The organism is Pandoraea commovens (genome assembly GCF_902459615.1).
GTDB lineage: Bacteria > Pseudomonadota > Gammaproteobacteria > Burkholderiales > Burkholderiaceae > Pandoraea > Pandoraea commovens.
The window spans coordinates 150895-167989 of record NZ_CABPSA010000005.1; the positions used below are offsets into that span (position 1 = coordinate 150895).

General features: G+C 62.8%; 16 protein-coding genes. 3 read left to right on the forward strand and 13 right to left on the reverse strand.

Going from position 1 to position 17095, the window contains the following annotated elements:
- Window positions 1-199 precede the first annotated feature (199 nt).
- Both PCO31010_RS15940 and PCO31010_RS15945 read right to left on the reverse strand, forming a co-directional pair.
- The gene (locus tag PCO31010_RS15940) at window positions 200-1132 is read right to left on the reverse strand and encodes an electron transfer flavoprotein subunit alpha/FixB family protein (RefSeq protein WP_150665112.1); all 933 of its coding nucleotides are present in this window, start codon (window positions 1130-1132) and stop codon (window positions 200-202) included.
- A gap of 13 nt (window positions 1133-1145) precedes the next feature.
- Entirely contained in the window at window positions 1146-1895 is a 750-nt protein-coding gene (locus PCO31010_RS15945; protein ID WP_039399700.1) for an electron transfer flavoprotein subunit beta/FixA family protein, read from the reverse strand.
- 368 nt (window positions 1896-2263) lie between these two features.
- Between PCO31010_RS15945 and PCO31010_RS15950 the strand changes: the two genes are divergently transcribed.
- Complete coding sequence (locus PCO31010_RS15950) at window positions 2264-3229, forward strand: alpha/beta hydrolase (RefSeq protein ID WP_174984813.1); 966 nt, start codon at window positions 2264-2266, stop codon at window positions 3227-3229.
- Window positions 3230-3341: 112 nt separating this feature from the next.
- Window positions 3342-4136 carry a ferredoxin--NADP reductase gene (locus PCO31010_RS15955; RefSeq protein ID WP_150665114.1) on the forward strand — a complete coding sequence of 265 codons (795 nt, stop codon included), beginning with the start codon at window positions 3342-3344 and terminating at the stop codon, window positions 4134-4136.
- Between the two features lie 13 nt (window positions 4137-4149).
- On the opposite strand, the gene PCO31010_RS15960 is transcribed toward PCO31010_RS15955, so the two are convergent.
- Together PCO31010_RS15960 and PCO31010_RS15965 are read right to left on the reverse strand one after the other, a co-directional pair.
- On the reverse strand, window positions 4150-4971 hold the full coding sequence (locus PCO31010_RS15960) for an enoyl-CoA hydratase (protein ID WP_150665115.1): 822 nt from the start codon (window positions 4969-4971) through the stop codon (window positions 4150-4152).
- Between the two features lie 97 nt (window positions 4972-5068).
- Complete coding sequence (locus tag PCO31010_RS15965) at window positions 5069-5992, reverse strand: histone deacetylase family protein (RefSeq protein ID WP_150665116.1); 924 nt, start codon at window positions 5990-5992, stop codon at window positions 5069-5071.
- Between the two features lie 484 nt (window positions 5993-6476).
- Here PCO31010_RS15965 and mltB point away from each other — a divergent pair, with 484 nt between their 5' ends.
- Window positions 6477-7736 carry a lytic murein transglycosylase B gene (gene mltB / locus PCO31010_RS15970; RefSeq protein ID WP_246184633.1) on the forward strand — a complete coding sequence of 420 codons (1260 nt, stop codon included), beginning with the start codon at window positions 6477-6479 and terminating at the stop codon, window positions 7734-7736.
- 98 nt (window positions 7737-7834) lie between these two features.
- On the opposite strand, the gene cysM is transcribed toward mltB, so the two are convergent.
- The 9 genes from cysM to rpsA all read right to left on the reverse strand — a co-directional run bounded on the left by cysM (window position 7835) and on the right by rpsA (window position 17080).
- Window positions 7835-8737 carry a cysteine synthase CysM gene (gene cysM, locus PCO31010_RS15975; protein WP_150665117.1) on the reverse strand — a complete coding sequence of 301 codons (903 nt, stop codon included), beginning with the start codon at window positions 8735-8737 and terminating at the stop codon, window positions 7835-7837.
- Window positions 8738-8863: 126 nt separating this feature from the next.
- Window positions 8864-9673, reverse strand: coding sequence for a ComEA family DNA-binding protein (locus PCO31010_RS15980; RefSeq protein ID WP_150665118.1), 810 nt, complete (start codon window positions 9671-9673; stop codon window positions 8864-8866).
- 193 nt (window positions 9674-9866) lie between these two features.
- Window positions 9867-10871: an ADP-glyceromanno-heptose 6-epimerase gene (gene rfaD / locus PCO31010_RS15985; RefSeq protein WP_150665119.1), complete on the reverse strand. Its 1005-nt coding sequence runs from the start codon at window positions 10869-10871 to the stop codon at window positions 9867-9869.
- Window positions 10868-11857: a D-glycero-beta-D-manno-heptose-7-phosphate kinase gene (gene rfaE1 / locus PCO31010_RS15990; protein ID WP_150665120.1), complete on the reverse strand. Its 990-nt coding sequence runs from the start codon at window positions 11855-11857 to the stop codon at window positions 10868-10870. Before rfaE1 ends, rfaD begins: the two co-directional genes overlap by 4 nt.
- A gap of 17 nt (window positions 11858-11874) precedes the next feature.
- Window positions 11875-13248 (reverse strand): UDP-glucose dehydrogenase family protein, encoded by a 1374-nt coding sequence (locus PCO31010_RS15995; protein ID WP_150665121.1) that lies wholly within the window; start codon window positions 13246-13248, stop codon window positions 11875-11877.
- Between the two features lie 21 nt (window positions 13249-13269).
- Window positions 13270-14445, reverse strand: coding sequence for a lipopolysaccharide assembly protein LapB (lapB, locus tag PCO31010_RS16000; RefSeq protein ID WP_150665122.1), 1176 nt, complete (start codon window positions 14443-14445; stop codon window positions 13270-13272).
- Between the two features lie 63 nt (window positions 14446-14508).
- Window positions 14509-14802, reverse strand: a complete 294-nt coding sequence (locus PCO31010_RS16005; protein ID WP_039400068.1) for a LapA family protein — start codon at window positions 14800-14802, stop codon at window positions 14509-14511.
- Window positions 14803-15070: 268 nt separating this feature from the next.
- Entirely contained in the window at window positions 15071-15364 is a 294-nt protein-coding gene (locus PCO31010_RS16010) for an integration host factor subunit beta (RefSeq protein WP_017232087.1), read from the reverse strand.
- A 12-nt stretch (window positions 15365-15376) separates the two neighbouring features.
- Window positions 15377-17080, reverse strand: a complete 1704-nt coding sequence (gene rpsA / locus PCO31010_RS16015; protein ID WP_039400075.1) for a 30S ribosomal protein S1 — start codon at window positions 17078-17080, stop codon at window positions 15377-15379.
- Window positions 17081-17095 lie beyond the last annotated feature (15 nt).

Consider the following 17095-nt stretch of genomic DNA (forward strand, 5'->3'; position numbering starts at 1 on the left):
CGTTCCTCCAAGGGATTCCGATTGCCTTCGGTGGGTGGCGATTACCGGGATGCTTATTGTTATGTTCGTTCTGTTTTCACTTCAGATGCTGCTCGACCGATTCGCATGAAGACGCACTTGCACGCCTCCTCATGCGAATCGGCTGCGAGAGATGAATCTCGCAGCCGCACAACTTCACTTCGGTACTACGTCAGACGCGTTACAGCGCGCCCGTCAGTTCCGGCACGACGGTGAACAGATCGCCCACCAGACCGTAGTCCGCCACCGAGAAGATCGGTGCTTCCGGATCCTTGTTGATCGCCACGATCACCTTCGAATCCTTCATGCCCGCCAAGTGCTGAATCGCACCCGAAATGCCCACAGCCACATACAACTGCGGCGCGACGATCTTGCCCGTCTGACCAACCTGATAGTCGTTCGGCACGTAACCGGCATCGACCGCTGCACGCGATGCGCCCAGCGCCGCACCCAGCTTGTCCGCCAGCGGCTCCAGCACCTTTGTGTAGTTCTCGCCGCTGCCCAGACCGCGGCCACCCGAGACGATGATCTTCGCCGAGGTCAGCTCAGGACGGTCCAGCTTCGTCACTTCACGGCCCACGAACTGCGACACGCCAGCGTCCGGCGTCGCTGCGACGCTTTCCACCGCAGCGCTGCCACCCGTGGCCGCCGCCGGGTCGAAGCCCGTCGAGCGCACCGTGATGACCTTCACCTTGTCGGCGCTTTGCACCGTCGCAATCGCATTACCTGCGTAGATCGGGCGCTCGAAAGTGTCCGCGCTGTCGACCTTCGTGATATCCGAAATCTGCGCGACGTCGAGCAACGCTGCGACGCGCGGGGCGATGTTCTTACCGTACGCCGTGGCCGGGGCCAGGATGTGCGAGTAGTTGCCCGCAATCGACACCACTTCGTCCGCGATGTTCTCAGCCAGACCGTCGCCGAAGTACGCGGCGTCTGCGAGCAATACCTTCTTCACACCGGCGATCTGCGCGGCGGCGTCGGCTGCTGCCTTCGCGTTGCTGCCCGCGACCAGCACGTGCACGTCGTCGCCGCATTGCAGCGCTGCCGTCACCGTATTCAGGGTCGCCGACTTGATAGCGTTGTTGTCGTGTTCTGCAATGACCAGAATGCTCATCTCGTCGTCTCCCTTAGATAACCTTGGCTTCGGTCTTGAGCTTGTCGACGAGCGCTGCCACGTCCGCCACCTTCACCCCTGCGCTGCGCTTGGGCGGCTCGGCCACCTTCAGCGTCTTCAGACGCGGGCTCACATCTACACCCAGATCCGCAGGCTTCACGGTCTCCAGCGGCTTCTTCTTCGCCTTCATGATGTTGGGCAGCGTCACGTAACGCGGCTCGTTCAGGCGCAGGTCCGTCGTGATCACCGCAGGCAGCGACAGCGACACGGTCTCGAGACCGCCGTCCACTTCGCGCGTCACTTGTGCACGGTTGTCCGCCACCGACACCTTCGAGGCGAACGTCGCCTGCGGCAGCTTAGCGAGTGCCGCGAGCATCTGACCCGTTTGGTTGGAATCGTCGTCGATCGCCTGCTTGCCGAGGATCACCAGTTGCGGCTGCTCCTTGTCCACCAGCGCTTTGAGCAGCTTGGCCACGGCCAGCGGCTGCAACTCTTCGTCAGACTCGATGAGAATCGCGCGATCCGCACCGATGGCCAGCGCCGTACGCAGCGTCTCTTGCGACTGGGCCACGCCCGCCGACACCGCGATCACTTCCGTCGCCACGCCCGCTTCCTTCAGACGCACCGCCTCTTCCACCGCGATTTCGTCGAACGGATTCATCGACATCTTCACGTTCGCGATGTCGACGCCACTGCCGTCGCTCTTCACGCGAACCTTTACGTTGTAATCCACTACCCGTTTGACCGGTACCAGGATCTTCATGAACTCGCTCCAAAGTTACGTTTACGTCAATCCGCTGCCATTATAACCACTCGGCTGATGACGCATTATGTGCATATTTGCGGCATTTTGTGGCGAGCGTTCATGTGTCGCTTTGAATAAGCCACGGATGCACGATCCTTACGATCACGGCTCCGGAGGCAGGCCGGACGCGCTTACCCAGCGCCCTGCCACCCCGAACGATCGTGCTATTTTTATGCAAATCGTGACGCACAGCCAGTTTCCTCGTGGTGCGTTTCCTCTAGAGAATTCACCCCGGCGCAAGACGGCCTATGATCGAATGGCGCACCCGATCATCACTGTGCCGTCGCACATACGACGGTCACCCGGCCAACGCGCCAGGAGGAGACATGACAACGCATTCGGAATCGCGCCTGCAAGCCAGCGACGGACTGATGCTCCACGTCCATAGCTGGTACCCGGACACCGACGGCGACACAGACACCCCACTACGCGCTGTGGTTGCCATCGTGCACGGCATGGGGGAGCACGGCGGACGGTATGCGCGTCTGGCGGCGCATTTCGCGTCGCTCGGCATTGCGACCGTCACGTACGATCTGCGCGGTCACGGCCGCTCGGAAGGCTCGCGTGTCTACGTCAATCGTTTCGACGAATACCTTAACGACACCGAGATCTTCCTCACGCACGTGCGCACGACCTTTGGGCCGACGCCGCTCTTCCTGCTCGGGCATAGCATGGGGGGCGCCATCGCGGCGCTTTACACAATCACGCGCGCGCCCGCGAACGTGAGTGGCCTGCTGCTCAGCAGCCCCGCCCTCGCCCCGGGCGAACCGGTCGCGCCGTGGATGGTGAAGGCCGGTCGCTGGGTATCGCGCTGGCTACCGAAGGTGCCGGTCTTCAAGATCGATCCGGCCGCCATCGCCCGCGACAAGACCGTGGTCGACGCAGCGAAGAAAGATCCGCTTAACGCGTATCGCGGCACCCCGGCGCGCACCGCCGCCGAACTGCTCGACGCCATGGCGCGCATTCACGCCAACGCCGACGCACTGCATTTACCGCTTTACGTCTTCCACGGCACCGCCGACCGGCTCACCGCCCCCTGGGCAAGCGAACAGTTTCACGGCAATGCCGGATCGCAGGACAAGACCCTTCGGCTGTATCCCGGTCACTTTCATGAAACGCTCAACGACCTCGATCGCGAGAAGGTTATCGACGAGTTGACTTATTGGTTGCTGGCGCACGTACCGGAAACCGCCGCCACAAAGCGCAAGCACCCCCAGTCCATGACGCATGAACCGCGCATGAGCGAAACATCGACGGCAAAGCCCGCGCTCGGGACGCACCACAGCCACTGACGAATGCCTTCGCGTGGCGGCCCCGGAACCCGCCTCGCGAACAGGGTCTCGTCACGCAATACCTCGCTGCGCGTTACACTGAAGCCGTGTGGAATTGCGAGGAGCCTCCGGCATGCAAGCGCAGACGACGCAGCAGACACAGCAGACGAAATACTCGCCGCAGACGGTCACCGGCATGCATTTCTGGACGCCGACGATCTTCAGCATCAAGACCACGCGCCCGCCCGGCCTGCAATTCACCGCCGGGCAGTTCGTGCGTCTCGGACTACCGGGCGACGATGGCGAACTGATCTGGCGCGCCTATTCCTTCGTGAATTCGCCCGCCGAAGATACATTGGAGTTCTACGTAATTACGATCCCCGAGGGCCAGCTCACGCCCCGGCTGTCGGAACTCAAGGTCGGCGACGAACTGTTCGTCGATCACACCGCCTACGGCTTCCTCACGCTCGACCGATTCACCGGCGGCGACGACCTGTGGCTGCTCGCCACCGGCACCGGCTTAGCGCCCTTTGTGTCGATTCTCCGCGACCCGGAAGTCTGGCAGCGCTTCAAACGCATCTTCGTCGTGCACAGTGTGCGATGGGAGCGCGACCTCGCCTATTACGAGGAACTCCGTCACTTCTCGCATCCTGATGTCGATCCGGCGCTCGTCGACAAGCTGCACTTCGCAGTGAGCGTCACGCGCGAGCAAACGCCCGGCGCGCTCTATGGACGCATCACGTCGTTACTGGCTTCAGGGGAACTGGAAAAGGCCGTCGGCGCAACGCTCGATCCCGCCACTTCGCGCATCATGGTCTGCGGCAATCCGGACATGATCAAGGAACTGCGTGCCTGGTTCACCGGCAATGGTTATGCGGTGAGCCGCACGGCGACACCCGGGCCGCTCGTGCTGGAAAAGCAGTGGTGACGACGGTTGGCGCTTAGTCCTTCGGCTTCGTCCACTCCGGCGGACGCTTCTCGATGAATGCCTGCACGCCTTCGAGCGCGCATGCATCCATCATGTTGCACGCCATTGTCTGCCCCGCCATCTGATAAGCCGCTTCGATACCCGTCTCGGCCTGACGATAGAACAGCCCCTTGCCCGCCGCCACCGCTGCCGCAGGTTTGGCAAGAATCGAGCGGCACAGCGCCGCCACTTCGCCGTCGAGGCGTTCCATCGGCGCGACACGATTGATAAGACCGCGCTCGCAAGCCGTCTGCGCATCGATGAAATCGCCCGTCAGCAGCATCTCCATCGCTTGCTTGCGCGTGAGATTGCGCGAGAGCGCCACACCCGGTGTCGCGCAGAACAGACCGACGTTGATGCCCGACACCGCGAAGCGTGCCGCCGACGCGGCGACTGCGAGATCGCACATCGCCACCAACTGACACCCGGCCGCCGTCGCGATACCGTGCACGCGAGCGATCACCGGCTGCGGCATGCGCTGGATCGTCAGCATCACGCGCGTGCATTGGTTGAACAGCGTGCGGTAGTAGTCGAGCGACGGCTCGGCGCGCATCTCCTTGAGATCGTGCCCGGCGCAGAATGCCGCCCCTGCAGCGCCCAGCACCACGACGCGCGCAGTGTCGTCGCGCGCGACGTCGTCCAGCGCCCGTTGCAGCGCGTCGAGCATCGCTTCGGAGAGGGCATTGAATTGACGCGGACGATTCAGCGTGAGCGTGACCACGCCGGCCAGATCGCCTTCACCACGCGTGACGAGTACCAGCGGCCCGCTGGCCGCAGTCGCTTCCGATGACGTCATGTTGTCTCCTGTGCCGCCTCTAGCCCTTAACCCGATATATCGGGAAGACGGCCGGCATCTTGCATTCGTCGCACGCGTGCGACGCGCCATGCTGCCGTCAGACGTCGGCGAGCACCTTCAGATGGGCCACGACGCTGCGTCCGAGCGCCGAGAGGTTGTAGCCGCCTTCGAGGCAGCTCACGATGCGTCCCTTGGCGTGACGATCGGCAATGGCCTTGACTTCCTTGGTCATCCACGCGAAGTCCGCTTCGGTGAGCCCGAGGCCGCCGAGATCGTCTTCGCGATGCGCGTCGAAGCCTGCCGAGAAGAAGATCATTTCCGGACGGAACGCATTGAGGCGTCCCAGCCAGCCGTACTCGATGGCTTCGCGTGCGGCCATACCAGACGTGCGCGCTTCGAGCGGAATGTTGAGCATGTTCGGCGCAGGATCCTTCGCGCCGGAGAACGGATAGAACGGGTGCTGGAAGATGCCGCACATCAGCACGCGCTCGTCGTTGCCGAACGCAGCTTCGGTGCCGTTGCCGTGGTGCACGTCGAAGTCGACGATCGCCACACGCGACAGCCCATGCACTTCGAGCGCGTGTGCCGCTGCAATCGCCACGTTGTTGAACAGGCAGAAGCCCATCGCACGCGTGGGCGTGGCGTGGTGGCCAGGCGGACGTACGCTGCAAAAGGCGTTGTCGAGTTCGCCTCGAATGACCGCATCCGTCGCTGCAATCGCCGCACCCGCCGCACGCGTTGCCGCGCGCCAGGAGTACGGGTTCAGCAGCGTATCGGGATCGATGGGGAAGTACCCGGATTCGGGAATGTTGTCGCGAATGAAATCGATGTGGTCTTGCGTGTGCACGAGCCGCAGGCTGGCTTCGTCGGCCGCCGGGGCTTCACGGCGCTCGAGCAGGCCGTCGATGCGTCCCGCGATCAACTGGTCTTCGATGGCGCGCAGCCGTTCGGGGCATTCCGGATGCCACTCGCCCATTTCGTGACGCACGCAATCGGGGTGCGTATAAAACCCGGTAGCCATTCGTTGTGTCGCCTATCGCTTCGAATCGTTATATTGGGACGGGCGGGGGATGCCCGCCGCGCCGTGGTCTCCACGTCCGGTAGCGGCCGGGCGCAGAGCCTGGCTCGCGTCGCGAAAATGTGCCGCAAACATCACACGACATCACCTGCAAACGCGTGCCGATAGCCGGCATCCCCCATGAACACTGTCACGGACAGTGCACAGGCCTTAAGGTATCACAGGTGCACTCGGTTATACTGCCAAGCAGTCTCCCAGCAGACCCGTGTCAGCCGGTAAGGGCCGATCTCCCGAAATTCGGGACGGCAGGAACTGGCATGAATGGTTGACGCTCTAGAGGGCATCTCGCTTTGAGTGAGCACTTTGCGTCACTCGAAAGTGCGCCCATCGGCATCGATAGCTATCGATGAGAGCGCCAACGCGACTAACGTGATCGCGGCCCAACCGCCGCATCGCATTCGGACTTCATACAGGCCTGACAGACAGCATGACATCACCGGTACGGATGTACGATTCTCTCCCGTTGGCGCAAGCACGCCACGCTCGACCGGACACTGCGCGCCCTCTCACTGCGGCGTCGCTCCGGCAATTTTCCCGCTCGTCTCACGTCGCTCGCTCATTCGGCGCATTCGGCTCGCTCGGCATTGCGCTGTGCCTGAGTGCATCGTTCGCGATGACGGCGCTCACGAGTGTCGACGCGCATGCGCAGACGCGCCCCAAGGCGGTCGCGCAATCTTCTCAGTCGTCGCAGACGGAGTTCGAGGAAGAAGTAGTGCCGCAACGCTACGCGGCGAACCCGGAAGTCGACGCGTTCATCAACGACCTCGTCGCGCGCAACGGCTTCAATCGTGGCGAGCTTCAGAAGATCTTCTCGCGCGTCGTGTTCTCGCAGACGGCCGCACGCCTTGTCGCGCCGCCCGCCACGCCGGGCCAGAAGAACTGGACGAAGTACGAGAAGAACTTCCTCGACAACACCCGCATCAACGGCGGCGTGCGCTTCTGGAATCAGAATGCTGCGGCGCTCTCGCGCGCTGCACGCGAGTATGGCGTGCCCGAAGAGATCATCGTCTCCATCATCGGCGTCGAGACGATCTACGGGCGCAACATGGGCAACTTCCGCACCATCGACGCGCTCACCACGCTGGCGTTCGATTACCCGCCCGCCCGCAACCGTTCCGAGCGCATGGCGCTGTTCCGCAAGGAGCTTGAGAACCTGCTGCTGTACGCACGCGAGCGGAACGTCGATCCGTTCAGCATCTACGGATCGTATGCCGGTGCCATCGGCATCCCGCAATTCATGCCGTCATCGATCCGCAACTACGCGGTGGATTACAGCGGCGACGGCAAGATCAACCTGACGACCGACGTGGCGGATGCCATCGGCAGCGTCGCCAACTTCCTCAAGCAGCACGGATGGCAGGCGGGTCAGCCGGTTGTGTGGAACATTGCCGGGGATCGCGGCAGTCAGGGGCTGGCCGAAGCCGGTGCCGACGGACAACCTGAACCGCATTGGAAGCTCGGCGACTTCATCAAGGCTGGCATGCTGATGAACGAGCCGAAGCTCGATGTGGGCGGGGCGCTGGACACGCCGGTGCTGATCGTCGATCTGCCGACGCCGGGACAAGCCACACAGTACCGCATGGGCCTCACGAATTTCTACGTGCTCACGCGCTACAACCGAAGCTTCTTCTACGCTATGGCGGTGTACGATCTGGCCGACGCGATCAAGGCGGCACGCGCGCCGTAATCTCGGCGACATCGCAGCGAGCAGCGACTTGCCGTCATCATGAACAACGGGACCCTCGGGTCCCGTTTTCGTTGGCTGTGCAGCGACTACATACCGCCTTACGCCGGGAACACGCCCGTCGACAAATAGCGGTCGCCCCGGTCGCAGACGACGAACACGATGGTCGCGTTCTCGACCTCACGCGCGAGATTCAGCGCAATCTGGCAGGCGCCCGCTGCCGAGATGCCGCAGAAGATGCCCTCTTCCGCCGCGAGACGGCGTGCCATGATTTCGGCTTCGGCTTGGGTCACGGAGATCGTACGATCCACACGCGCACGGTCGAAAATCTTCGGCAAATACGCTTCCGGCCACTTGCGAATACCCGGAATACGCGACCCTTCGGCAGGCTCTGCACCGATGATCTGCACGGCCTCGCTCTGCTCCTTCAGATATTGCGAGACGCCCATGATCGTGCCCGTCGTCCCCATCGCGGAGACGAAGTGCGTGATGCGTCCTTCGGTGTCGCGCCAGATTTCGGGGCCGGTGGTTTCGTAATGCGCCAGCGGGTTGTCCGGGTTGGCGAACTGGTCGAGGATGATGCCGCGTCCGTCGCGTTGCATCTGCTCGGCGAGGTCGCGCGCGTACTCCATACCGCCCTTGACCGGCGTCAGGATGATCTCGGCACCGTAGGCACCCATGCTCTGACGACGCTCGATGGAGAGGTCTTCCGGCATGATCAGGACCATCTTGTAGCCACGGATGGCGGCGGCCATGGCCAGCGCAATACCGGTGTTGCCCGACGTGGCTTCGATCAGCGTATCGCCCGGCTTGATGCGTCCGCGCAGTTCGGCGTGTTTGATCATCGACAGCGCCGGACGATCCTTCACCGATCCCGCCGGGTTGTTGCCCTCGAGCTTGCCGAGAATCACGTTGTTGCGGCGGCGGATTTCGTCGTCGGGCAAACGCACCAGTTGCACCAGCGGTGTATTGCCGATGGTGTCTTCGATAGTCTTGTAGGCCATTACGCTAAGCTTTTTCGGTCGGGAATCGGAACATTCTAATCCACCGGCCATGACCGCGCTCAGGGTAAGGTCTCGCGGCCGGGCGATGCGCCAACTCGCGCCCGGCGCAACCGGCCGCTGGCAGCGTCAGAGCTTCGGTGCGCTGGCCGGTGCCGGTGCCTTGGCCTTCTTCGACTTGGATGGCTTGGATGGCTTGGCTGCGCTGGCGTCACCGCTTGCAGCGGCCGAGCCCGATGCGGGGGACGGTGCGGCGGCAGTTGCGCCCTTGGTGCTGTCAGCCTTCGCATCCTTCGACTTCTTCGACTTGCTAGTCTTGGTGTCCGCCTTCGTGTCGGATGCGCCCGTGGTAGCCGTTGCCCCCGCTGCCCCCGCTGCCCCCGTCGCGGCCGCCGCACCGGTCGCCGCCGGAAGCGGCGTGCCCGGCTTGGCCGGTGCGGTGGTGGCGCCCGGCGATGCAGGCTTCATCGTCGTACCGGCAGCCGGAGTGGGTGTCGGCGTCTTTTGCGTGGCGGTGGCAGGCACCGGCGCGGCAGGGGTCACCGGCTTGGCAGGCGTGGTCGGTGCCGGAGCAGCAGGCGTCTGAGCGGCGGACGGTGCGGGCTTCGCGGGGGCCGGCGCCGGTGCAGCAGTCGCAGGGGCTTTCGCGACAGGCTTGGCCGGTGCCGCAGCACCCTGTCCGTTGATCGTCATGCCCTCGGATTGCAGCGACGTCACGGACTTAGCGCCAAGGCCCTTGACCCGCTTGGCAACATCGGCCGCATCCTTGTAGGGCCCGTGGGCGTTACGCTCGTCGATGATCGCCTTGGACTTGACCGGTCCGATGCCCTTGAGCGTCTCAAGCTGCGATTGGTCGGCGGTGTTGATGTCGACGGCCGCCATTGCCAGGCCGCACAGGGTGAAGAAGGTAACAACCGCCAGCAAGAGTTTGCGAAGCATGATCTGTTCCTTGTAAGGTCACTCGGGCCAACGCCGTGGCGCACCGACACATCGGACATCCCAGCATCCCCGATACCCACTTAACGCCTCAGCGCCCGCCCGGATGACACGGGGAGACATCAAACGACAACGGGGAGCCGCCTGGCTCCCCGTCTTTTGCTGCTCAACCACCTGTCGACGCCTGTGGCGACACTTACTGCGCCAGCAACCAGCGCACGTAGCGGGAAACGCCCTCGCCCACCGTGTAAAACGGCTGCTGATAACCGCCGACTTGACGCAGATGGTCGATGTTCGCCTGCGTGAAGCACTGATACTTGCCGCGCAGGGCGTCCGGGAACGGGATGTACTCCACGAGGCCCTGCTTGACCATGTCGTCAAGCGACAACGCCGCTTCGCCGGTCTCCGCGCGCAGCGTGTTGATCACGGCGACCGCGATGTCGTTGAACGGCTGCGCCCGGCCCGTGCCGAGATTGAAGATACCGCTGCGCTCCGGGTGATCGAAGAAGTGCAGGTTGACCTTCACGACGTCCTCGACCGAGACGAAGTCGCGGCTTTGCGTACCGGCGGCATAGCCGTTGTACTCGCCAAAGAGCTTCACACGGCCGTTTGCGCGGAATTCATTGAAGTTGTGGAACGCCACCGAGGCCATGCGGCCCTTGTGCGCTTCACGTGCCCCATACACGTTGAAGTACCGGAAGCCCGCCACCTGGCTCCGCAACTTGCCGCCAGCGTCACGCATGGCACGGCGCACGATCTGGTCGAACAGGAACTTCGAATAGCCGTAGACGTTGAGCGGCTTCTCGTACTCGCGCGTCTCCACGAAGGTTTCCGACGCACCGTACGTTGCCGCCGACGAGGCATACAGGAACGGCACGGTCTGCGTCTGGCACGCCTCGAACAGCGCCCGCGTGTAGCGGAAGTTGTTCTCCATCATGTAGCGACCGTCCGTCTCCATCGTGTCGGAGCAGGCCCCTTCATGAAAGATCGCGCGCACGCGGCCGAATTCGCGGCGTTGAAAGCGTGCGACGAAATCCGTCTTGTCGAGGTAATCGCTGATTTCGCAATCGACCAGATTACGAAATTTGTCGGCGCGCGTGAGATTGTCGACCGCCACGATGTCGGTCTCTCCGCGCTCATTGAGGGCTTTGACGAGGTTGGCGCCGATGAAGCCCGCGGCGCCCGTCACGATGATGGTCATGTCAGCTCGGAAAAGAGTTCGTTGTAGTCGACGGTCGCCGTCCCCAGCTTGCCGACGACGATGCTGCCCGCGCGGTTAGCCAGCACCACCGCCTGCGGCAGCGGCAGCCCGGCCGACAGCGACGTGGCCAGCGTGGCGATCACAGTGTCACCCGCACCCGAGACGTCGTACACCTCGCGCGCCTGCGCCGGCACGTGGAGCGCGCCACTTTCGGTAAAGAGCGTCATGCCCTCTTCCGAGCGCGTGAGCAGCAGCGCTTCGAGGCCGAGCGATTCGCGCAGATTCTGGGCGCGCGACGTCAGATCGTCCTCCGAATGCCAGACGCCGACGACCTGCTGCAATTCAGCACGGTTCGGCGTGAGAATCGTCGCACCGCGATAGCGTTCGTAGTCGCTGCCCTTGGGGTCGACGAGCACTGCCTTGCCGGCCGCGCGCGCCGCTTCGATCATCGGCTGCACATGCGTCAGACCGCCCTTGGCGTAGTCCGAGAGCAGCACGACATCGTAGCTGGCGAGCAGTTGGCGATATTGGTCCAGCACCGCGAGCAGCACTTCGCGCGTGGGCTGATTCTCGAAGTCGATGCGCAACAGCTGTTGCTGACGCGAGACGATGCGCAGCTTGATGGTCGTCGCGAGATCGGCGTCGCGCGTGACGAATGCCGTCACGCCGCTGGCGTCCAGCATATCGACGATGCGCTCGGCGGGTTCGTCCTCACCGAGCACGCACAGCAGCCCGGCTTGTGCGCCGAGCGACGTCGCCCCCAGCGCCACGTTCGCCGCGCCGCCGAGGCGCTCTTCATTGCGCTTGACGTGCACGACCGGCACCGGTGCTTCCGGCGAAATGCGATTGACGTCGCCGAACCAGTAGCGATCGAGCATCACGTCGCCGACGATCAGCACGCGTGCGCGACTGAACGCCTCGCGTGGCACGTTGGGCACACCCGGCGCCTGAATCGTGCGCGTGAGCGAAGTTGCCGTCGAAGTCATCCGTCGTTCCTTGAAATTCAGGCCGGCTGGCCCAGGCCACGACCGATGGCGTGGTACTCGATGCCCAGCTCTTCCATCGCCTCCGGTTCGTACAGATTACGACCGTCGAAGATCAGCGGCAGCGAGAGCGCCGTCTTCACCTTAGCGAAGTCCGGGCTGCGGAACGCCTTCCATTCGGTGACGATCACGAGCGCGTCCGAACCGGTCAGCGCGTCGTTTTGCGTCGCACAGAATTCGATGCGGGCATGCGCGTCGGCATCGTCGGCGAAATCCAGCGCAATTACGCGGCGCGCTTCATCGAGCGCCACCGGATCGTACGCCCGCACCCGTGCGCCACGACGCACCAGCTCGGCAATCACACGACGGCTCGGGGCCTCGCGCATGTCGTCCGTGTTCGGCTTGAACGCCAGCCCCCACAGCGCGAACGTCTTGTCCTTCAGATCGTTGCCGAAACGGGTCACGATCTTGTCGATCAGCACCGCCTTCTGCGTTTCGTTGACGGCTTCCACCGCGTTCAAGATGCGCAGCGGCACGCCATAGTCTTCTGCGGTGCGCACGAGCGCCTGCACATCCTTCGGGAAGCAGGAACCGCCGTAGCCGCAGCCGGCGTAGAGGAAGTGGTAGCCGATGCGCGGGTCGGAGCCGATACCCTGGCGCACTTCGTCAATATCCACACCGACGCGATCGGCCAGATTGGCCAGTTCGTTCATGAACGAGATGCGCGTGGCCAGCATGGCGTTCGCAGCGTACTTGGTGAACTCTGCGGCGCGCACGTCCATGTACAGCGTACGGTCGTGGTTTCGGTTGAACGGCGAGTACAGGCGCTTCATCATCGCGCGCGCCTGCTGGCCGTCAGCATCGTCGGCCACACCGATCACGATACGGTCGGGACGCATGAAATCGTCCACTGCCGCACCTTCTTTCAGGAATTCGGGATTCGAAACAACGGAGAACTTCACGTCCGCATTACGTTTGGCAAGTTCGTCGGCCACCGCCGCGCGCACCTTGTCCGCCGTGCCGACGGGCACCGTCGATTTGTCGACGATCACCTTGAAGCTTTTGGCGTAGCGGCCGATGTTGCGTGCTGCCGCCACGACGTATTGCAGGTCGGCGGAGCCGTCTTCATCGGGGGGCGTGCCCACCGCGATGAATTGCACGTCGCCGTGGGCGACCGACGCTTCGACGTCCGTCGAGAATTGCAGACGGCCGGCTTCGCGGTTGCGGGCAATGACTTCCTGCAAGCCCGGCTCGTGAATCGGTACGCCGCCGTTGTTCAGGATCTCGATCTTGCGGGGATCAACGTCGAGACAGAACACGTCGTTGCCGACGTCGGCCAGACATGCACCCGTAACTAGGCCGACGTAGCCGGAACCGATGATGGTGATCTTCATGATATTGGGGTGTGAGAAGTCTTACGAAGCCGCCGGCACGTCGGCACGGCGCGGCGTGTAGGTCTCCCAGCCGTTACAGCCGGGGCATTGCCAATAGAACAGGCGCGCACGGAATCCGCACTGGTCGCAGACGTAGCGCGGCAACGACTTGGTACGTTGCGTGATGAGCTTACCCATCAGTTGCAGGTCGGACTGCGTGTCGCCATGCGCGGTGGCGGCGTGCGCTTCGAGCAGACGTGCCATGCCGGGTGCGCTCGGGGCGCGATGCATTTGCTCGCGCATCAGGGTGAGCGCGGCCTCCGGACCTTCGAGCGAAACCGTCTTTTCGTAGACGATTTCCAGCAGGTCGTCCGACGGATTCTTGCGCAGCGCCTCGCGCAACATGGCCAGCCCTTCAGGGGCGCGTCCCAGCGCTTCATACGCCTTCATCACGCGCTTGGCGGCCAGACCGAGATACATCGGATTCTGTTCTTCGATGGTGCGCAACACGCGCAGCGCGCCTTCGGCGTCACCGGCGGCGAGCAACATGTCGCCGCGCAACAACGGGGCACGTACATTCGCCGGGTTGGCCGCCAGCGCGGCATCCAGTTCATGACCGACAGCGTCGACATCCTTGCGTTGCAGCGCTTCTTGCGCCAATTCGCAATGGAATTGCGCAATTTCCTTGCGATACGAGACGGCAGGATCGAGATCGCTCAGCGTCTCGGCCTCCGCCAGCGCTTTGCGCCACTCCTTCTCGATCTGATAGATCGTAAGTTTTGCGTGCTGTGCCGCTTTCGCGTATGCGCCGGTCTGCAGACGGCTGAACGCGTCTTCAGCGCGGTCGAGCAGACCGGCCTTCAGGAAGTCGTGACCGAGTTCGTAGAGCGCGTGTTCCTGATCGGCTTGCGGCAGATCGTCCCTCGAAAGCAAATTCTGATGCACGCGAATGGCGCGCTCCGTCTCACCGCGACGGCGGAACAGACTACCTAGCGCAAAGTGCAGTTCGGTCGTCTCGGGATCGAGCTTGGCGACTTCGATGAAAGCGTCGATCGCCTTGTCCGGCTGTTCGTTCAGCAGGAAATTCAGACCGCGGAAATAGGATGCCGGCAGATTGCGGCTTTCCGAGAGCAGGCTGCGCAAATCCAGTCGCGCGGCGACCCAGCCACAGCCGAAGATCACGGGGATGGCAAGTAGCCACCAGACCTCGAATTCCATGAATACGTGTTGTCGTTGAAACAGTCGATGAGGATGGCGAGCATCGCGCGCCGCAGCTTCGCCTTAGACCGGCGGCAGCATCGGCGGCTGATCGCTCGCTTCGGGTTCCCGCTGAGCACGGGCCAGATCGCGACGCGTGCGGCGCAACTCAAGGCGTTGACGCATCAGACTCGGCAACGTGGCGAGCACACCGATGACGCCACCGACCACGAAAAACGCCAGGCCGATCATGATGAGCGGCGCCGTCCACGTATGACCCAGGAACAGGTTCAACGTGACCTCGCCCGTGTTGGCGAGCGCCAGGCACAGCAACACCACGAATACGATCAGGCGAACGATCCAAACAATCAGCTTCATGCCGAAAGGCTCCTGCGGCAGGATTGCCGTATGTTTTGCGACTTGGGCCGGCCAAACGTGACGAGGCGAGACGACGACTGCGTCGAGCCCCTCCCGCGTACCGGGCCGGCACGTGGGCGTATTGTACCGGATGTGCCCTGTGAGGCGTCGTTCCTGCAAATGCCTTCACATTTCCGGCGCTTGTCCGCACTCGCGGCGCATTGCCGAACGCCGGAGACAAAAAAAGCGCCCGAAGGCGCTTTTTTTGCGTAGTAGATCCCAAAGGGCCTTATTGGTCCGACGCCTTGTGATCAACCCGCTCTCGCAACTCCTTGCCCGGCTTGAAGTGCGGCACGAATTTCTCCGGCACCATCACTTTCTCGCCCGACTTCGGGTTGCGGCCGACGCGCGGTGGCCGACGGTTGAGCCCAAAACTACCGAATCCGCGGATTTCGATTCGATGACCGCGCGCAAGCGCATCGGCCATCGCGTCGAGAATCGTCTTCACCGCGAAATCGGCATCCTTGAGCACCAACTGGGGAAACCGCGCCGCCAACTGGTTGACCAATTCAGACTTGGTCATAGGCCTTGGACCTTACTGATTCTGGCTGTCCAGCTTGGCCTTGAGCAGGGCACCGAGGTTCGTGGTGCCGCTCGCTGCCGAGCTATCCGACGACATCTTGCTAATCGCTTCCTGTTGCTCGGCCGAATCCTTGGCCTTGATCGACAGGTTGATGTTGCGCGACTTGCGATCGATGTTGACGATCATTGCGTTGACGGCTTCGCCTTCCTTCAGCACGTTACGGGCATCTTCCACACGGTCGTGCGAGATTTCCGATGCGCGCAGGTAGCCTTCGACGTCGTCGCCCAGCGAAACGACAGCACCCTTCGGATCGACAGCCTTGATGGTGCCGTCAACGATCGAGCCCTTGTCGTGGATCGCCACGAACGTGTTGAACGGGTCGCCTTCGAGCTGCTTGATACCCAGCGAGATGCGTTCCTTCTCGACGTCGATGCCCAGAACCACGGCTTCGACTTCGTCGCCCTTCTTGTACTTGCGAACGGCTTCTTCGCCGGCTTCGCTCCACGACAGATCCGAGAGGTGGACCAGGCCGTCGATGCCGCCAGGCAGACCGATGAACACGCCGAAGTCGGTGATCGACTTGATTGCGCCCTTGATCTTGTCGCCCTTCTTGAAGTTGCGCGAGAAGTCATCCCACGGGTTCGGCTTGCACTGCTTCATGCCGAGGCTGATACGACGACGGTCTTCGTCGATCTCGAGCACCATGACTTCGACTTCGTCGCCCAGCTGGACAACCTTGGTCGGAGCAACGTTCTTGTTGGTCCAGTCCATTTCCGACACGTGAACCAGGCCTTCGATGCCCGATTCCACTTCGACGAATGCGCCGTAGTCGGTGATGTTGGTGACCTTGCCGAACAGGCGGGTGCCTTGCGGGTAACGGCGAGCAATGCCTTCCCACGGATCTTCGCCGAGTTGCTTGACGCCCAGCGAGACGCGGCCCTTCTCTTGATCGAACTTGAGGATCTTGGCGGTGACTTCCTGGCCAACCGACAGAACTTCGCTCGGGTGACGCACACGACGCCATGCGATGTCGGTGATGTGCAGCAGGCCATCGATACCGCCGAGGTCGACGAACGCGCCGTAGTCGGTGATGTTCTTGACCACGCCCTTGACGATCGCGCCTTCCTTGAGCGTTTCGAGCAGCTTGGCGCGCTCTTCACCCTGGGTGGCTTCGATCACTGCACGGCGCGACAGCACGACGTTGTTACGCTTGCGGTCGAGCTTGATAACCTTGAATTCGAGGGTCTTGCCTTCGTACGGGGTCGTGTCCTTGACCGGACGCGTGTCAACCAGCGAACCCGGCAGGAATGCACGGATGCCGTTGACCATCACGGTCAGGCCGCCCTTGACCTTGCCGGTAATCGTACCGGTCACGAGGTCGCCCGATTCGAGGGCCTTTTCCAGTTGCAGCCACGAGGCCAGACGCTTGGCCTTGTCGCGCGACAGCACGGTGTCGCCGTAGCCGTTTTCCAGGGCGTCGATCGCCACGGAAACGAAATCGCCGGCCTGAACTTCGACCTCGCCCTGATCATTCAGGAATTCTTCGATGGGGATGTACGCTTCGGACTTGAGGCCGGCGTTGACGACCACGAAGTTGTGGTCAACCCGAACGACTTCTGCGCTGATGACTTCACCAGCACGCATGTCTTGACGGGAGAGCGACTCTTCGAAAAGCGCCGCGAAAGATTCGTTGGTCGAGGTTTGCAGGTCGGACATAAAAGTGGATTACGC